The organism is Oculatella sp. FACHB-28 (assembly GCF_014696015.1).
Classification (GTDB): Bacteria; Cyanobacteriota; Cyanobacteriia; order Elainellales; family Elainellaceae; genus JAAUTN01.
In genome coordinates this window covers 20439-35243 of sequence record NZ_JACJPJ010000087.1, presented here as the reverse complement: position 1 = coordinate 35243, position 14805 = coordinate 20439, and the positions used below count along the sequence as shown (strand labels likewise).

General features: G+C 48.9%; 12 protein-coding genes. 4 read left to right on the top strand and 8 right to left on the bottom strand.

The genetic code is table 11. The features are described 5' to 3' along the window. Positions 1-81: 81 nt before the first annotated feature. On the bottom strand, positions 82-840 hold the full coding sequence (locus H6F88_RS21440) for a C40 family peptidase (protein WP_190644765.1): 759 nt from the start codon (positions 838-840) through the stop codon (positions 82-84). Positions 841-879: 39 nt separating this feature from the next. On the opposite strand from H6F88_RS21440, the gene H6F88_RS21435 reads away from it, so the two are divergent. After that, positions 880-1827 carry a serine hydrolase gene (locus H6F88_RS21435; protein ID WP_190644764.1) on the top strand — a complete coding sequence of 316 codons (948 nt, stop codon included), beginning with the start codon at positions 880-882 and terminating at the stop codon, positions 1825-1827. On the opposite strand, the gene aroH is transcribed toward H6F88_RS21435, so the two are convergent. Both aroH and sppA read right to left on the bottom strand, forming a co-directional pair. After that, on the bottom strand, positions 1807-2217 hold the full coding sequence (aroH, locus tag H6F88_RS21430) for a chorismate mutase (protein ID WP_190644763.1): 411 nt from the start codon (positions 2215-2217) through the stop codon (positions 1807-1809). The two genes, H6F88_RS21435 and aroH, sit on opposite strands and share 21 nt — an antisense overlap. 182 nt (positions 2218-2399) lie before the next feature. Next, positions 2400-3221: a signal peptide peptidase SppA gene (gene sppA / locus H6F88_RS21425; protein WP_190644762.1), complete on the bottom strand. Its 822-nt coding sequence runs from the start codon at positions 3219-3221 to the stop codon at positions 2400-2402. A 161-nt stretch (positions 3222-3382) separates the two neighbouring features. On the opposite strand from sppA, the gene H6F88_RS21420 reads away from it, so the two are divergent. Both H6F88_RS21420 and H6F88_RS21415 read left to right on the top strand, forming a co-directional pair. Beyond that, the gene (locus tag H6F88_RS21420; protein WP_190644761.1) at positions 3383-4504 is read left to right on the top strand and encodes a DMT family transporter; all 1122 of its coding nucleotides are present in this window, start codon (positions 3383-3385) and stop codon (positions 4502-4504) included. Between the two features lie 499 nt (positions 4505-5003). Continuing rightward, the gene (locus H6F88_RS21415) at positions 5004-6464 is read left to right on the top strand and encodes a peptidoglycan-binding protein (protein WP_199333732.1); all 1461 of its coding nucleotides are present in this window, start codon (positions 5004-5006) and stop codon (positions 6462-6464) included. A gap of 48 nt (positions 6465-6512) precedes the next feature. On the opposite strand, the gene H6F88_RS21410 is transcribed toward H6F88_RS21415, so the two are convergent. Both H6F88_RS21410 and H6F88_RS21405 read right to left on the bottom strand, forming a co-directional pair. Then, positions 6513-8726, bottom strand: a complete 2214-nt coding sequence (locus H6F88_RS21410) for a CHASE2 domain-containing protein (protein ID WP_242050648.1) — start codon at positions 8724-8726, stop codon at positions 6513-6515. Positions 8727-9049: 323 nt separating this feature from the next. Further along, positions 9050-9217, bottom strand: coding sequence for a hypothetical protein (locus H6F88_RS21405; RefSeq protein WP_190644760.1), 168 nt, complete (start codon positions 9215-9217; stop codon positions 9050-9052). Between the two features lie 388 nt (positions 9218-9605). On the opposite strand from H6F88_RS21405, the gene serA reads away from it, so the two are divergent. After that, positions 9606-11186 carry a phosphoglycerate dehydrogenase gene (serA, locus tag H6F88_RS21400; protein ID WP_190644759.1) on the top strand — a complete coding sequence of 527 codons (1581 nt, stop codon included), beginning with the start codon at positions 9606-9608 and terminating at the stop codon, positions 11184-11186. Between the two features lie 6 nt (positions 11187-11192). Here the strand turns inward: serA and H6F88_RS21395 are convergent, their stop codons facing one another. From H6F88_RS21395 to H6F88_RS21385, 3 genes are all read right to left on the bottom strand, one after another. Continuing rightward, positions 11193-11843, bottom strand: coding sequence for a dienelactone hydrolase family protein (locus tag H6F88_RS21395; RefSeq protein ID WP_190644758.1), 651 nt, complete (start codon positions 11841-11843; stop codon positions 11193-11195). A gap of 1152 nt (positions 11844-12995) precedes the next feature. Beyond that, a complete protein-coding gene (locus H6F88_RS21390; RefSeq protein ID WP_190644757.1) occupies positions 12996-13769 on the bottom strand; it encodes an ABC transporter permease in 774 nt (257 codons plus the stop codon). After that, positions 13762-14682: an ABC transporter ATP-binding protein gene (locus tag H6F88_RS21385; RefSeq protein ID WP_190644756.1), complete on the bottom strand. Its 921-nt coding sequence runs from the start codon at positions 14680-14682 to the stop codon at positions 13762-13764. The genes H6F88_RS21390 and H6F88_RS21385 overlap by 8 nt, the downstream gene beginning before the upstream one ends. Positions 14683-14805: the final 123 nt, after the last annotated feature.

The following is a 14805-nucleotide window of genomic DNA, read 5'->3' as shown; positions in this document are numbered from 1 at the left end:
CCGCTATCCTACAGACAAATTTGGTACCGCCTATTTAGGAAGAAATGGGGGATGCCTTTAAAGACTTGTGCAATTAGAGTTTTAGGTATCAGGACTTTTATAGCTGGCGATCACACGACCTGCACCCCGTAGCTGATGATAGTAAGCTTCGGCGATCGCTCCCCCCTCAGCAGACAGCGGGTCGATACCAATACCATTGCGCCCGATCGCCTTACCAGAGCTGTGGATGTAGCCTTCTTCGCCCAGATAAAGTCCAACGTGAGTACAGCGATCGCGACTGCCAAAGAAAACTAAATCTCCTGGCTGCAACTCCTCTACAGCAATCGGTTGAACAAATGCCTCCTGCTGATAGGCATCTCTGGGTAGCCAGATGCCAACCGCAGCAAAAGCCGTTTGAACTAATCCAGAACAGTCATAGTTCGGACCAACCGTGCCGCCCCAGAGATAATGGTTAGGTTGGGTCATCGCTTTGCGGGCAAAAGTAATCACCCTGGGTAAACGGGCTTGGATTTTGGATGGGGAGATGGCGATCGCCCGATAATTTTCTTCTGCTACGCTCAGCAAATCCAGGTCTTCTAAGGGCAGCCAGCCTGGATAGTCATCTTCACAGAGGCAAACTTTAACCGCACCTGTACTGTTTTGAACTGCTCCTAGACTGTCTTGAGGCTCTAAAGCGGCTTGATCTGAGAGTGATACAATACGCAACTGACGACCCGCTACTGCTTGAGTTGCCAGGTCTTTGAGTTCAGGCGAATCATACAAGTTGAGGTTTGTTTGACACTGATATTCAACTGGTCGTCCCGCAATCAGAGCCGACTGCAATTCTGAGAAAGAAACCATATCTAAAACTCAAAATTCAAAACTATTTCTCAACTGGGTATGACATTTTTTCGTCGAGATGAATCGTTAGAACAGTGGGGCGATCGCATTCTCGCTACGACCCGGGCAGAATTTCCGGGCTTAGCCCAAAACCAAATTGCCCTGACCTGGATCGTCTACGATGATCCGGTTCCTGTAAATACCGGAGGAGCGCTGAGCCCCGCCGAATTTTGGCAGCACTCGGTACGCGGCTTTGCCTATCGTGGGGTTGAGCGAATTTATCCAGCCAGTGTCGTAAAGCTGTTTTACCTGGTCGCCGTCTATGAATGGCTGGAGCGCGGCATGATAGCCCCATCTGGCGAATTAGACCGGGCGATTCGCGACATGATCGTAGATTCAAGCAACGACGCAACTAGCCTGGTAGTAGATATATTGACAGGCACAACCAGCGGACCAGAACTCCCTGCCGCTCCGTTTGAAACCTGGAAAAATCAGCGCAACCTGATCAACCGTTATTTTCAGTCACTCAACTGGACTGAATTGGAAACAGTCAATATTAATCAAAAAACCTGGTGTGACGGCGCTTACGGGCGTGAACGAGCATTTCTGGGAGAGCTAATGGAAAACCGCAATATGCTGACAACAAACGCCGTAGCGCGATTGCTGCACAGCATTATAGGCGGTGTGGCAGTGTCATCGGGGCGATCGCAAACGATGATGGCGCTGATGCAGCGTCGTCTTGACCCGGAAGCTCTGGCTGCCGATTCTGAAAATCAGGTGACGGGCTTTTTGGGTGCAGGACTGCCTCAGACTGCCAGGGTATGGTCTAAGGCAGGGCTGACCAGCAAAGTTCGCCACGATGCCGCCTATGTAGAATTGCCGGAGCGATCGCCCTTTTTGCTGGTCGTTTTCACTGAAGGCGAAGCGCATAGCAAAAATGAAGCCATCCTTCCATTCGTGGCTCAACAGGTAACCGCCGCGATTGACTCAATAAGCGCCTCGACCTAGCCGAACCGTTTTCTGAGAATCGATGCTCCAATCAGGTCTAAGGCTTTTTGCCTGGCGCAAATAGGGATGATGAATCTCAGCTAACGGGTCTAGCATGTTGACGTGGATCAGCAGACGAATACAGCGCTCTAGACTGCCCTCGACATGCATTTGCTGGACATCCAGCAGCGGTACATTTTGCCAGTGAACCCGTTCACGGGCGATCGCCGCTGGAAAAATCGCATCCAAATCACGAGTCACCGAAAACGTAGCGCTGACAATATCGTCCGGGTCAATTGGGTTGAGGCTTTCCAATTCATCTAGCAGTTCCCTCACCGCATCGCGAATTGCCTCAACCGAATTTTCTGAGACTGTCGTTGCCCCTCGAATTGCCCGAACTTTCCAGCCCACGTTAAAGCCCTCCCATTAAATGACTAGAAGCTATATTTAGTTTGCGCCCCCAAGCGGACGTTTGAGAAGTCTAGCCTATAGCCTGAATCAATGCAGGATTAACTCTGAGGGAAGAAATTGAGTTTAATTCAGTTTAGGTCACTTCCAGCGCCTATTTGCCAAACGACCTAGAATCAATGCCCCTAGGGACGGTATAGCCACAGGGGTAAACCGCTTGTAGCTAATTCAAACTCTACCCAGTCAACTCCGGTTGACAGTCCCGTATGCAACTGAACACTACCCGACAGGACCCGATTTAGCAGGCTTTTTCGCTCCTCCAGGGTATAGCACTGTGTTTTGTCGGGGTCAAGTCCAGCCAACTCTGCGGCCCAGCGGCGAGCATCTTCTTCGGTCCCCAAGCGATCGACTACGCCTAACGCTAGTGCCTGCTGTCCGGTAAAGATACGTCCATCTGCAAAGCTCTTAACCGTATCTACAGCAAGATTTCTAGCTTCGGCAACTGTTTGTACAAATTGCTGGTAGCTGACATCGATCAATTCCTGCAAAATGTGCTGCTCCGGCTCAGTCAACTCTCGATCAAAAGCGAGGATGTCTTTGTAGGGTCCAGACTTGATCACCTTAAAGGAAACGCCAATTTTATCAAGCAGGCGTTCCAAGTTGTTACCCCGCAGGATCACACCAATGCTGCCGGTAATCGTCCCGGGATTGGCAACAATGTGGTCAGCTCCCATGCCGATGTAAACCCCTCCCGAAGCTGATATGTTGCCAAAGCTAGCAACGATCTTGACCTTTTCTCGCAGCTTTCTGAGAGCGCTGTAAATTTCCTGCGAATCGCCAACTGTTCCACCGGGGCTGTCAATTCTCAGCAGCAGCACCGGAAATTTTCTTTCTTCAACTGTTTTGAGAGCTTCTAAAACTCGTTTGCGGGTTGATCCAGCGATCGCTCCGGTAATTTCAATGCGGGCAATTTGTTTCCGAGAACTCGGCTTAAAGGGCCAGATCATAATGTAGTGAAGCGATTAGACAGTTAAGTTTATTAAGCAAGGCTAAATTATAGTGTGCCTTATCTAGAGAAATTTGGCGGAGCGATCCAGCACCACCGCCACAGCAATTCTTAATATAAGTACATATTCAGTTAATATATGTAAAAGCCTGAGCCAGAATCATGCATCTAAAACTAACCGAGTCCCGACTACCCTTTGCATCACTTCTGCTGATTGCCCCCTTCTTCCTTTGGGGCACTGCAATGGTGGCGATGAAAGGGGTGATGCCTCACACAACTCCGCTGTTTTTGGCAGGCATTCGGCTAGTGCCCGCAGGCGTGTTAATTCTGATTGTTGCTGCACTCATGGGCAGGTCCCAACCCAAAGGTTGGCTTGCCTGGCTCTGGATCGGCTTATTTGGGCTTGTAGATGCGACCTTATTTCAGGGTTTTCTGGCAGAAGGGTTAGCTAGAACCGGGGCTGGTTTGGGTTCAGTCATGATTGACTCACAGCCACTCGCAGTCGCGGTGATGGCACGGTTTTTGTTTGCGGAACAGGTGGGACTGTGGGGTTGGCTGGGGTTGGCGTTTGGTGTATTTGGAATTAGTCTGCTGGGCTTACCGGATGCCTGGATTTTGGCTTTTTTACACGGTGAGGTATCTGTCAGCGGGCAAATCGGGGTAGAGGCAGTGCAGCGGCTTTTTCAGAGTGGCGAATGGCTGATGCTGCTGGCAGCACTATCGATGGCGGCAGGTACGGTAATGGTGCGGTTTGTTTGCCGCTATGTCGATCCGGTTGTGGCAACGGGCTGGCACATGATCTTGGGGGGAATGCCCTTGTTTGCACTCTCTGCAACGGCAGAGGCGCAGCAGTGGGTACAGCTTCAACTTCCTGACTGGATGGCTTTGAGCTATTCAACGATTTTTGGCAGTGCGATCGCCTACGGCTTGTTTTTCTACTTTGCTTCTAGCGGCAACTTGACCAGCCTCAGTTCATTGACCTTTCTCACGCCTGTCTTTGCGCTACTGTTTGGCAATCTATTTCTAGCGGAGGTGCTTAGCCCAATTCAATGGATTGGGGTCGGCTTTACCCTGGTCAGTATCTATTTGATCAATCAGCGGGAGAATTTGGCTGAGAAGCTTCAAGGTTTGATGCAGCGGCAGAGGGAGCGATCGCTCACATATCAGGCAGCAAGTAGCACTGAAGGCAAATCTGCCTTTTCAAATTCGCTACCTTTACCGAACAGTGATCCTACTGAGGTATCATCGGTAAACATAGGGATGCGTGACTCAGAATCAGAATAGCTTTAACAGGAAATATAGACAGACAAAAAGAAACTCGGTCCGGCTGTCAATTTTGTATTGAGAATTAGCAATATCTAAAATTGAGAGAGCGATCGCCCTATTGCGGCGTTTGAGATGATTGATTTCTATAATTGAGTCTGTCTACACAAGCTAAGAATTGGACTAGCATCAAGTCTTGTTAGTTATAGCTGCTTATCTAACTATGTCCGAGTTTGACAAGCTGAATATGAATATTATGTCTTGACTTAATATTCCTGTGTTTTTTCTGTGTTGGTTGCCAAAATCTAACTCTGATGTTTCGTTTTATGAGTAACATCTATTCTCAACTCATGTCTTTAGCATTTACCCTGGCAAAAGCCGCACTCCTGTAGCCCAGCTAGATTTTTACTCCTAAACAATCGGGAATCGTTTTGTGGAATAACCATCAGGATTGAGTTAGCTTGAGTTGACATCTGCTCGAATACCCGGACTAGATCTTCGATCCCAAACTCGAACTACCATGTCCTATCGTTTAAGTTTATTGTTAGTTACCTGCCTTACGGGCCTTGGTGTAATCCCCGTCTTACCTCTGGGATTGCGAGTCGATGCAGCTGTAACGCTTCAAGAAATTACAAACTCCACGGATGCTTTTGCTCCGGGTCAACGGTCTGGCACTAACGCTTTCATGATGGAGCTAGCTCAGTCCGAGTCTTCGCCTTCTCCATCCGCGCCGCCGTCTCCTACGCCAGAATTACCGAATCTCTTGCCTGGTAGCCAGGGGCAAGCTGTGACTCAACTGCAAACCATTTTGCAGGAGCTAGGTCACTACACCGCAGCAGTTGATGGAAAGTATGGAGACAGCACCGCTGAGGCAGTCTCCAAATTTCAGCAAGCAGCAGGTCTAACGGCAGATGGTCGAGTTAACGCTGAAACTTGGGAAAAACTGATAGCAGCCCAAGCAACAGAGGCAATAGAAGCAACAAATACTTCAACCGATGCTTCAGGAGCTACAGAATCAACCGCCGAAACTGAATCTGCTGAGACAACCAATGCATCCGGCAGTGGTCTAACCTGGTGGATCTTGAGCTTTTTGGTAGTCCTGGGGGTTGCAGGTGGACTGTTTTACTTCCTACGGATGGAAAAGCTTGATGCAAAGCGTCCTAGTTCCTCATTAAAAGGTGGATTAGCTGACCAGTCGCCGACGCTGGAAACCCCCACCCGCCCGTATTTCCCAAATGGCAGCAGCAAGCGTGATTTAGTTCGTTCTGAGGTAGTTTCCGGACACATGGAAGATGCTTCAGATATGGAGGGGACTTCTCGACTCTCCAAGATAGACATCGTTCAGGAGCTAGTCAGAGATTTGCACAGCCCTGACCCCAGTAAGCGACGCAAAGCAATTTGGGAATTGGGACAGCGGGGAGATTCGCAATCACTTCAGCCACTAGTGGATATGATGATTGATGCGGATTCCAGCCAACGAAACTTGATCTTGGCAGCTATCTCAGAAATTGGCGTGCGATCGCTCAAACCCGTTAACCGTGCCCTGCTGATCTCGCTGCAAGACAATAGCCCTGACGTTCGCAAAAACGCGATTCGAGATTTGACCCGGATCTACGATCAAGTCGCGCAAGTTAGTCATCTGCTGCGCCATGCGGCTGAAGATGGGGACGACGAGGTGCGGGAAACAGCCCGTTGGGCCTTGGGTCAGCTTAATCGCATTAAAACTTTGACCGACTCTTTGCCAGAGTCAGGGGCAAACTCAACGGCTCTCCCGAATTCTGTAAAACAAGAGCAACTGCCGCAAGATTCCTCGACTAGCTCCGATCGCCATACAGAGGAATCCGATTCGCCTAGCTCAAATTATTACTCAGAAAATTCTGGCTCGAATTACTACTCAGAGGATGCTCCCGTTTCAGGGACAAGCGATTCGAACTCAAATTCGAACTCAAATTCAAATTCAACTAACGAAACTTTCTGGTAGCGCTGCGCTTGTTAGGTGTAGGTTGGGTTCCGCTTTGCTTCACCCAACCTACTGGTCCAGGCAAGGTGTTTCTGGTGCAAAAAACTTGTAGCGATTTTTGCCTAGCTCTTTAGCGCTGTACATGGCTCGGTCTGCTTTGACCATCAAATCATCCATGTCCGTTCCATCGAGGGGATAGATGCTGATGCCAAGGCTGGTCGTGATCAGAATGGGCTGTTCTTCCAGGACAAACTTTTTCGCGAGCGTCTCCAAAATCTTTTCAGCCACTCTGGCAACATCTTGAACACCAGGAATTGCTGGAAGCAACACAACAAATTCATCCCCACCCAAACGCGCTACCAGGTCGCTGCCTCTGAGGCATCCTGTTAACCGTTGGGCGACTGCCTTGAGCAGCAGGTCACCGACCTGATGCCCAAGCGTGTCATTGATGGCTTTAAACCCATCCAGATCAAGAAACAGCAATGCGGCTAGCTGTCCGTGGTCACTAGCCCAAACTAAAGCCTCTTGCAAACGGTCTTGCAGCAGTTTTCGATTAGGTAACCCGGTCAGCGGATCGTGATAGGCCATTTGCCGCAGGTGGGTTTCAGCTTGCATTAGCTCAGCGTTAGAGCGCACCAATTCGGCAGCGGTACGTCTCAATTCTTCTTCTACTTTTTTGCGCTGAGTGATGTCGCGAATGATGCCGACCAGAAACTGGTTGCCTGCTGCATCTCGGTGGAGCGATCGCTTGGTTGCAATCAGGTGAGTGATTCCGTGAGCATCGGTGAATTCTTCTTCACTTTCTTGATCGGTTCCCGTTGCGAAAGTCAGTTCGTCTTGCTGCCGAAACGCGATCGCTTGTTTCTCTGAGAAAAAGTCGCTGTCTGATCGTTCTAAAAGTGCTTGCAGCGGTTGCCCAATTAACCGACAGTAAGCCTCGTTAAGTACGATCCAGCGATGGTGATTGTCCTTCACAAATATCGGATCGGGAATGGTGTTAATGACAGATTGCAGAAATTCTTTTGACTTTTTCAACTCTTCCTGGAGGTGAGCAATGTAACCCGTAACGGCAACCGCAGAACCGACCAAAGCTATTGCAGCAGGAACTAGCGGAATCCACCATCCTTGAAGTAAGGCAAGGTAGCAAATCCCGGTTAGGCCGGCGCTGGCAACCAGAACGCTAAGTGCAGATTTGCGGGGAGATCGAAGCTCCCAGATTACGCTAGCCCCGACCCAAGACCAGACCAAGATCCAGCCAAGTTCCAGTGGATCGGACCACACTCTAAGGAGCGATCGCCCCTCTAGCGCTGCCCCTAAAATTTGATGAATAAAATTGGCATGAAGCTCAACCCCTGACATCTGGCGAATTTCTTTCCCTAAGCCGCTACTGTTAGAGGTATAGAAAAAATCTTTAAGGCTGACTGCCGTAGAGCCAATTAAAACAATGCGATCGCGCAGCAAATCGGGCGGCACATTTCCGGTCATCACATCGCTCAGGGAGATCATCTCGAACCCAGACGGAGCATTGTAAAAGTTGACCAACACCTGATACCCGCCGCTATTTCTCATGCGTATATAGCCGCCATCACTGGGCTCAAACGGATGGAAGACTGCCTGCCCTAACTGAAGATACTTAGGATTGACATTGGCTGGTTTTGGCTCAATGTGTTCTGCCTGCAAATAGATTAGGGCGAGCTTTAGCGCAAAACTGGTATGACTTTGCCCATCTACCGTCCAATACAGCAAAGAGCGACGGATTCTGCCATCGTCATCTACGACAACGTTGTTAAAACCGATTTGATTTCTGTTGCTTAGCGCGGCAGGTGGAGCAACTGCAAAACTGTTTTCGTCCTCAATTTTTTCAATTCCGACCAGGTTAGAGGTTGTCTCAAAGACCTGCTCTAGCTCAGCCTGACCTGCCCCAACCGAAAAGTCTCGGTAGATGTCCAGCCCAATTGCACGAGGCTGATAGGAAGCTAGCTTTTGCAGCAATTCTGCCATTCTTTGGTCGGGCAGCGGCCATTCCTGAATTTGCCGCAAATCTTGCTCATCAATGCCGACAATTACGATTCGATTGTCACTCGCTTCTGCAGGACGCAAACACGAAAGCTGATCAAGGGCTGAAAGTTCTGCTGATTGCAATAGCCCAAACATTCGCAGTAGAACGACGCATCCTGCAACACTTGTAGCAGTTAGCCAAACTCGGCGATCGCCCTTCAGCCATTGCTTAAAACTTGCTCGCGGACGGGTTGCTTCTTCGTCTGGCTGTGTGGGTGGGTTCAAGTCTATGCCCTCTATTTCAGCTACAGCTCATGCAGCAACGTAAACAAGATGGAAAGAAATGGTTTGGAGGAATGCAGTCCCTCAAGCTCATCCTTTCTTCTGACGCTAACTGAGCTGCCCCTGTAACTTTTTTGCCTAGAGTGCCCGGTGGAAGCTGAATAATATCTCCCTCAGTTGAACTTTTTTATCTTTTCTAGAGAGTAAAATTTGTCACCTCCCTCTAGAAAAGTCCTGGGGTTGACAACTCCTTGCAGAAATCCATCGCACCTTCAAGCCTCATCTCTCCAAATCCAATCAACATTGGGTTTGATTTTGGCTAAGTTCTAACCTTTATTTAGAAGGGGAATTTGGATACGGAAGGATGAATTGGACAAAACTTCGTTAATGCCTGCAAAGTCAAGCTGAATCTGCCCTGAGATCACTGCGATCGCCGCGGTGATGGCGATCGCCTGAATAACGGAGACAGCTTTGTAGCTAAGGGAGCGTGCCATGACGAATTCTCTGATCAGGATATTATTCGTTATCGTGCCTATTTAGAGAAATAGAAGTGACTTCAACGCCCTTCTTGGTGAGATCTTCATCACAACTAACACCAATTCCTAAAATTAGGGCTATAGGTGGAGGGGCATCCCGCTTTGTGGGATGCCCCTCCACCTATAGCCTCTTTTGAGAGAAACGTTATAACAAGTCACCTTCCTAAAATTTTTGGGAAAGCCAAAATTTTTTAGTTGCTTGAGAGGTCCGTCCCACCTTTGCAGTAGAATGACCTTCTGTGGAAAATCTGAATTGATGGCTAGGGTGCAAGCAACGGTGTTGACTTCCCCATACAAATTTTCCAGCTCATTGCTCAGACACTCTTGTTGAACTCGCCTGCCGATCATGCCAAAGGTTCTCGTCTCAGATCCAATTGACCAAGTTGGAATCGATATTCTCTCTCAAGTTGCCCAGGTCGATGTCAAAACAGGTCTACCAGTAGAAGAGCTGGTTCAGATCATTCCAGACTATGACGCACTCATGATCCGCTCTGGCACCCGTGTGACGCAAGAGGTGATTGAGGCTGGGACTCAGCTCAAAATTATCGGACGTGCGGGCGTTGGGGTTGACAATGTTGACGTGCCTGCGGCGACCCGTCGCGGTATTGTTGTCGTCAACTCGCCCGAAGGAAACACGGTTGCCGCAGCCGAACATGCGGTGGCAATGATGCTGTCGATGTCGCGGCATATTCCTGATGCTAACCAGTCCGTTAAAAGCGGCAAGTGGGATCGCAAAAGCTTCACAGGGGTAGAAGTTTATAAGAAAACATTGGGGATCGTAGGGCTAGGCAAAATTGGCTCTCATGTGGCGGCGATCGCCCGTTCAATGGGAATGCGCCTGCTGGCCTTCGATCCGTTTCTCTCTACCGAACGCGCCGACCAAATTGGCTGCCAGTTAGTTGAGCTAGACTTGCTGTTCCAAGAATCGGACTACATCACACTGCACTTGCCCAAAACGCCAGAGACCTATCACTTGATTAATAGTGAATCTCTGGCAAAAATGAAGCCCACCGCTCGAATCATCAACTGTGCCAGAGGTGGCATTATTGACGAGCAGGCATTAGCAGAGGCGATCGCGCAGGGCAAAATTGCTGGGGCTGCGCTGGATGTATACGAGACAGAGCCGCTGGGTGATTCTCCTTTGCGATCGCTGGGTAAAGAGGTCATCCTGACTCCGCACTTGGGTGCATCCACAGAAGAAGCTCAGGTTAACGTCGCTATTGATGTCGCCGAGCAAATCCGTGATGTGCTGTTAGGATTGCCCGCTCGTTCTGCGGTTAACATTCCTGGTCTACGACCTGACTTGTTGGAAAAACTGCGTCCTTACTTGCAACTGGCAGAAACCTTGGGCAACCTGGTTAGCCAACTGACAGGAGGACGGGTCGAGTCATTCAACGTCAGGCTGCAAGGCGAGTTAGCCAATAGCGAAAGTCAACCTGTTGTAGTCGCTGCGCTGAAAGGACTGCTCTCTCACGCCCTGCAAGAGCGAGTCAATTACGTCAACGCCAGCATTGAGGCAAAAGAACGGGGAATTAGGGTGATCGAAACCCGTGATGCTGCGGTCAAAGACTATACAGGATCGCTGCACCTGATGGCTAAAGGCTCTCTCGGCGAACATTCAGTGACAGGAGCGCTGTTGGGCGATAGCGAAATTCGGATCACCAGCATTGACGAGTTTCCGATCAACGTTCCGCCTAACCGCTATATGCTGTTTACGTTGCACCGTGACATGCCAGGAATCATCGGTAAAATCGGTTCTCTGCTAGGCAGCTTCAATGTCAATATTGCCAGTATGCAGGTTGGGCGCAAGATTGTCAGAGGTGATGCAGTCATGGTGCTAAGCATCGATGACCCACTGCCCGAAGGCATTTTGGCAGAAATCGTCAAAGTTCCAGGCATTCGCGATGCTTATACCGTGACGCTTTAGCTACGATCAAAAAATTCTATCTTGATCCATCTGTTCGCTTAGCCAAGCCCGAATGGTTTGGTGCACTTCTCCAGCAACCTCATCTAATCCATGACCTGCGTTGGGGTAAAGCACCAGCCGTTTAGGCTCAAGTGCCCTGTTGTAGACGTAGCGTGAGCAGAGTGACGACAAAACGGAATCGTGTGTACCATGCAGCAGCAATAGCGAGCAGTGGCTTGCTATTGCTGAAACAGAATCTGTGCCGTAGGATTGTGTTGCTAGAGTCACCACCGTGCGAACCACCTCTGCTTGAGCTGCTGCCTGAATCACAACCGCACCGCCAAAAGAATGACCAATTAAGGCGATCGCCTCAATTCCTTCATTCTCTAGATAATTGATGCCCGCTAACACGTCTAGAACGGACTCTTGCAGGTGCGTGGAGTTGCGAAACTGAAGGCGTAGTGCAGCAATGCCATCACTCATTAAGTCTTGGCAAAGCCGAGGATAAAGCCCTTGCGCGGGGGTATCCCAATTTCCACCAATTCCACCAACCCAAATCGCAGCTTGTTTAGTTGCTTCTATTCGGTAATACTGGCAATGAACAACTCCTTGGGGTGTTGCCAGTTCAATTGGATAGTAGCTGTGCTGACGGGGTTCGCCCCCAAAATCTTGAAACATCGTTCTGAAAGGCTTACTGTTGCTAGATAGCACACGCTTTCTCCTATCTTGTATAGATTCAGTTTCAACGTGGCGGGGATAAATATCCTCTACCTGAAGCCCAGGATAGGTCTGCGATTCCATTAAGATGAAAGGTTACCCCAAACACAGTTAGGCCGTAGAAACGGTTACTTATTAAATACTTATTGAACAGGTAAACAGGGACGGAGATTCTCATCAAAAACGTAGCATCCGTTCACGTCCAAGCTGTTCTCTAAGTTAATGACATCCTGGCTGCTAGAACTCACGGTAACATCTGGAATAGCCCTCTGGTTTTGACTACTGCTGCGACTGTTGGGATGGATAGCACAGATTCGGGTTAAATTCACTACTCTGCCATCTTCGGTTCATATGTAGCAAAAGAAAGTATCGTCCAAGTTAGATTCGCTCAACAGCGGAGAGATCGATGGAAAAATAAGAGTGTCGCCAGCAGCAATCTAGGTAAGAGAGGCGATCGCCAACCATAAGAAAGTAACCGTCAAAACACCTGTCAAACTCAAAAACTTCAGCATAGGATTACTTCGATACAATTGGAGAACTCACTTACAACTCAAAACTCAAAATCTATCACTTGCATAAATGCTTGTGTGGAAATGCTAACGCTAGTTAGCACAATGCTTAACGCACTTACGACGGGTAATATTTTCAGCAATCGCCGTTGACTGAGAACTTGTTTTAACAGTCGCTTAGTGTAAACGAGCAATCACTCCAATCCAGTCAGCACGATCGCTAAACCTGTACTAAACGCCAGCACCAACACCAGTCCAACAGCCACATTACCTAAAGCGATCGCGCTAAGCAACAACTAAATCATGTACCTGATCGTGAGCATGAGTATGGCTATGGATAGGGAAACCCTCACACTCACTATGTCTTTGAATTGGGATAAGCCGCTTATGTTATGGAAAAAGTTCTTTCAATAATCGGTTTATGTTAAAGCGCTGCATGAGTAGGTTCAAATCGCCAGCAGTACTCCACCAACTGTATATCCTACAAACCCTGACGTGGTGAGAGCGATCGCTGAGTTGGGGTCAATACAAGTAGACTTCATCCATTTGGATTGCAGACGAAGCAATTTTTTTGGTGCTGTGAACAAAAGCCTCAGCCAAAGTCTCAATATCCACCCAGTCTGCCTCTGCGTTTGGTCTCGCGTTCGGCTTGACGAAAGAGGAACAGTCCCAGAGAAAAATAGACGACTCCATTGGCGAGGGCGATCGCCCACTGTCCCCAGTTCAGTCCCAATTCCCGCGCCATCAGATCTCGCAGTAGTCCTGCTCCGGGTGTCATCGGCAGCAGCAGCGCAAATATTCTGCCTGACCCAACCCAGGTTTCAGTAGGAACGGATAGTAAAAATAGCAAAGCAAATTGAAAAATACCGAGTAATTGTTGGACTCGCTTCAACAATAGGGCTAGGGACCCCATTGCAAACGCTAGCCCGTAGGCTCCTAGCAGCACGGTGATGAAGGGTAATAGCAGACTGGGCGGAAAGGAAAGCTGACTGCCCGTGATCGCAATGATGATGAGTAAAATGCTGATATTAAGTGTGATTTGAATGGTGAGACTGGCGATCGCTCTCACCAAAAAAACCTTTGATGCATTAAAAGGTGAGAGAAAAAGCTGCTCCAAGGTTCCGGTTTGCGCCTCATTTTGCAAGCCTCCGGCAATGTCACTCAGGATAAACAATACTAGTGTCCACAGGACATAGCCAATTACAACGGCATCTAGGCGATCGCCAAACTGAAGCCCTGGTCCTGCAATATATTGGGCACTGAGAAAGAGCCCATAAAAAATGGAGGTTGTGATAATGATGCCACCAATTGCCTCTGTAGAATAGCGAATCAGTTGAATCCAACTGCGCCTGAGTTCTGCCAAAAATAGCTCAACCAAGGGTTTTCTCCCGCACCAGTTTTAGAAAAATATCCGTCAAGTTCGCTTGATCTCGGTAGACTCTGACCAGTGGTAGAGGCTTCAGCACATCAAGGATTTGATATAGCTCGTCTGACTCACGCACATAAATCAACTGTCCTTGAAAGGTGCCACCCAACTCTTTCACTTTACTCACTTTTTCTGAGTCTAAAGGATGCTCTAGCTCAATCGTGTAAGCGGTTCCTGAGAACTGGCGAATCAGTTCTGAAGTAGGTTCTTCAATTGCAATTTTGCCCTGTTGGATAATTGCGACCCGATCTGAAAGTTCTTCTGCAATGTCGAGTTGATGTGTAGTGAGTAAGATGGCTCGCCCCTCAGCAGCAATTTCACGAATCAACTGTTTTACGGTTTGGGTAGCTTCTACATCCAGTCCTAAAGTGGGCTCATCCAACAACAACAGTTGCGGATCGTGAATTAGGGAAACGGCGATCGCCAGTTTTTGCTGCATCCCGCGTGAGAGCGTTTGCACGGTCGTACTTCTTTTGTCGGCTAGCCCAAATCGTTCCAATAATTCTTGCCCACGCTGCCGAGCAGTACGACGAGTTAGACCGCGCAGCACGCCAAAATATTCCAAATTTTCCTGGGGCGTGAGTCGCCAGTAGAGGTTGCGGTTGCCCTCCAAAACAGCACCAAGCGATCGCAAGGCACGTGAGTCGCGATGAGGATTGCGTCCAGCAATGCTGACCCACCCCTGATCGGGCAAAATCAGCCCAGCAATCATCTTGATCGTGGTTGTTTTTCCGGCTCCATTTGGCCCTAAAAATGCCAGAACCTCACCCACCGACAATTCCAGGGAAACATCCTGAACTGCTTCTAGCACCTTGCCCTGAGATCGATAAGTTTTTCGCAGACGTTGAGCTTCGAGGACTCTCATAGTATTTCTAAGATTGACTGAAGTAGAGAGCCAGAAGAAGCACCTCTTAACCTGTATTCTCACAAATTTGAAAGGGGTAAGGTAAGCTGCAAAATGGTAGATGTGCTTTTATCTAACTCACGC

What these genes read in the sequence shown, in the direction of transcription:
- H6F88_RS21440 (WP_190644765.1), bottom strand. Translation starts at nt 840, where the DNA reads ATGGTTTCTTTCTCAGAATTGCAGTCGGCTCTGATTGCGGGACGACCA.
- H6F88_RS21435 (WP_190644764.1), top strand. Translation starts at nt 880, where the DNA reads ATGACATTTTTTCGTCGAGATGAATCGTTAGAACAGTGGGGCGATCGC.
- sppA (WP_190644762.1), bottom strand. Translation starts at nt 3,221, where the DNA reads ATGATCTGGCCCTTTAAGCCGAGTTCTCGGAAACAAATTGCCCGCATT.
- H6F88_RS21420 (WP_190644761.1), top strand. Translation starts at nt 3,383, where the DNA reads ATGCATCTAAAACTAACCGAGTCCCGACTACCCTTTGCATCACTTCTG.
- H6F88_RS21415 (WP_199333732.1), top strand. Translation starts at nt 5,004, where the DNA reads ATGTCCTATCGTTTAAGTTTATTGTTAGTTACCTGCCTTACGGGCCTT.
- H6F88_RS21405 (WP_190644760.1), bottom strand. Translation starts at nt 9,217, where the DNA reads ATGGCACGCTCCCTTAGCTACAAAGCTGTCTCCGTTATTCAGGCGATC.
- serA (WP_190644759.1), top strand. Translation starts at nt 9,606, where the DNA reads ATGCCAAAGGTTCTCGTCTCAGATCCAATTGACCAAGTTGGAATCGAT.
- H6F88_RS21395 (WP_190644758.1), bottom strand. Translation starts at nt 11,843, where the DNA reads ATGTTTCAAGATTTTGGGGGCGAACCCCGTCAGCACAGCTACTATCCA.
- H6F88_RS21385 (WP_190644756.1), bottom strand. Translation starts at nt 14,682, where the DNA reads ATGAGAGTCCTCGAAGCTCAACGTCTGCGAAAAACTTATCGATCTCAG.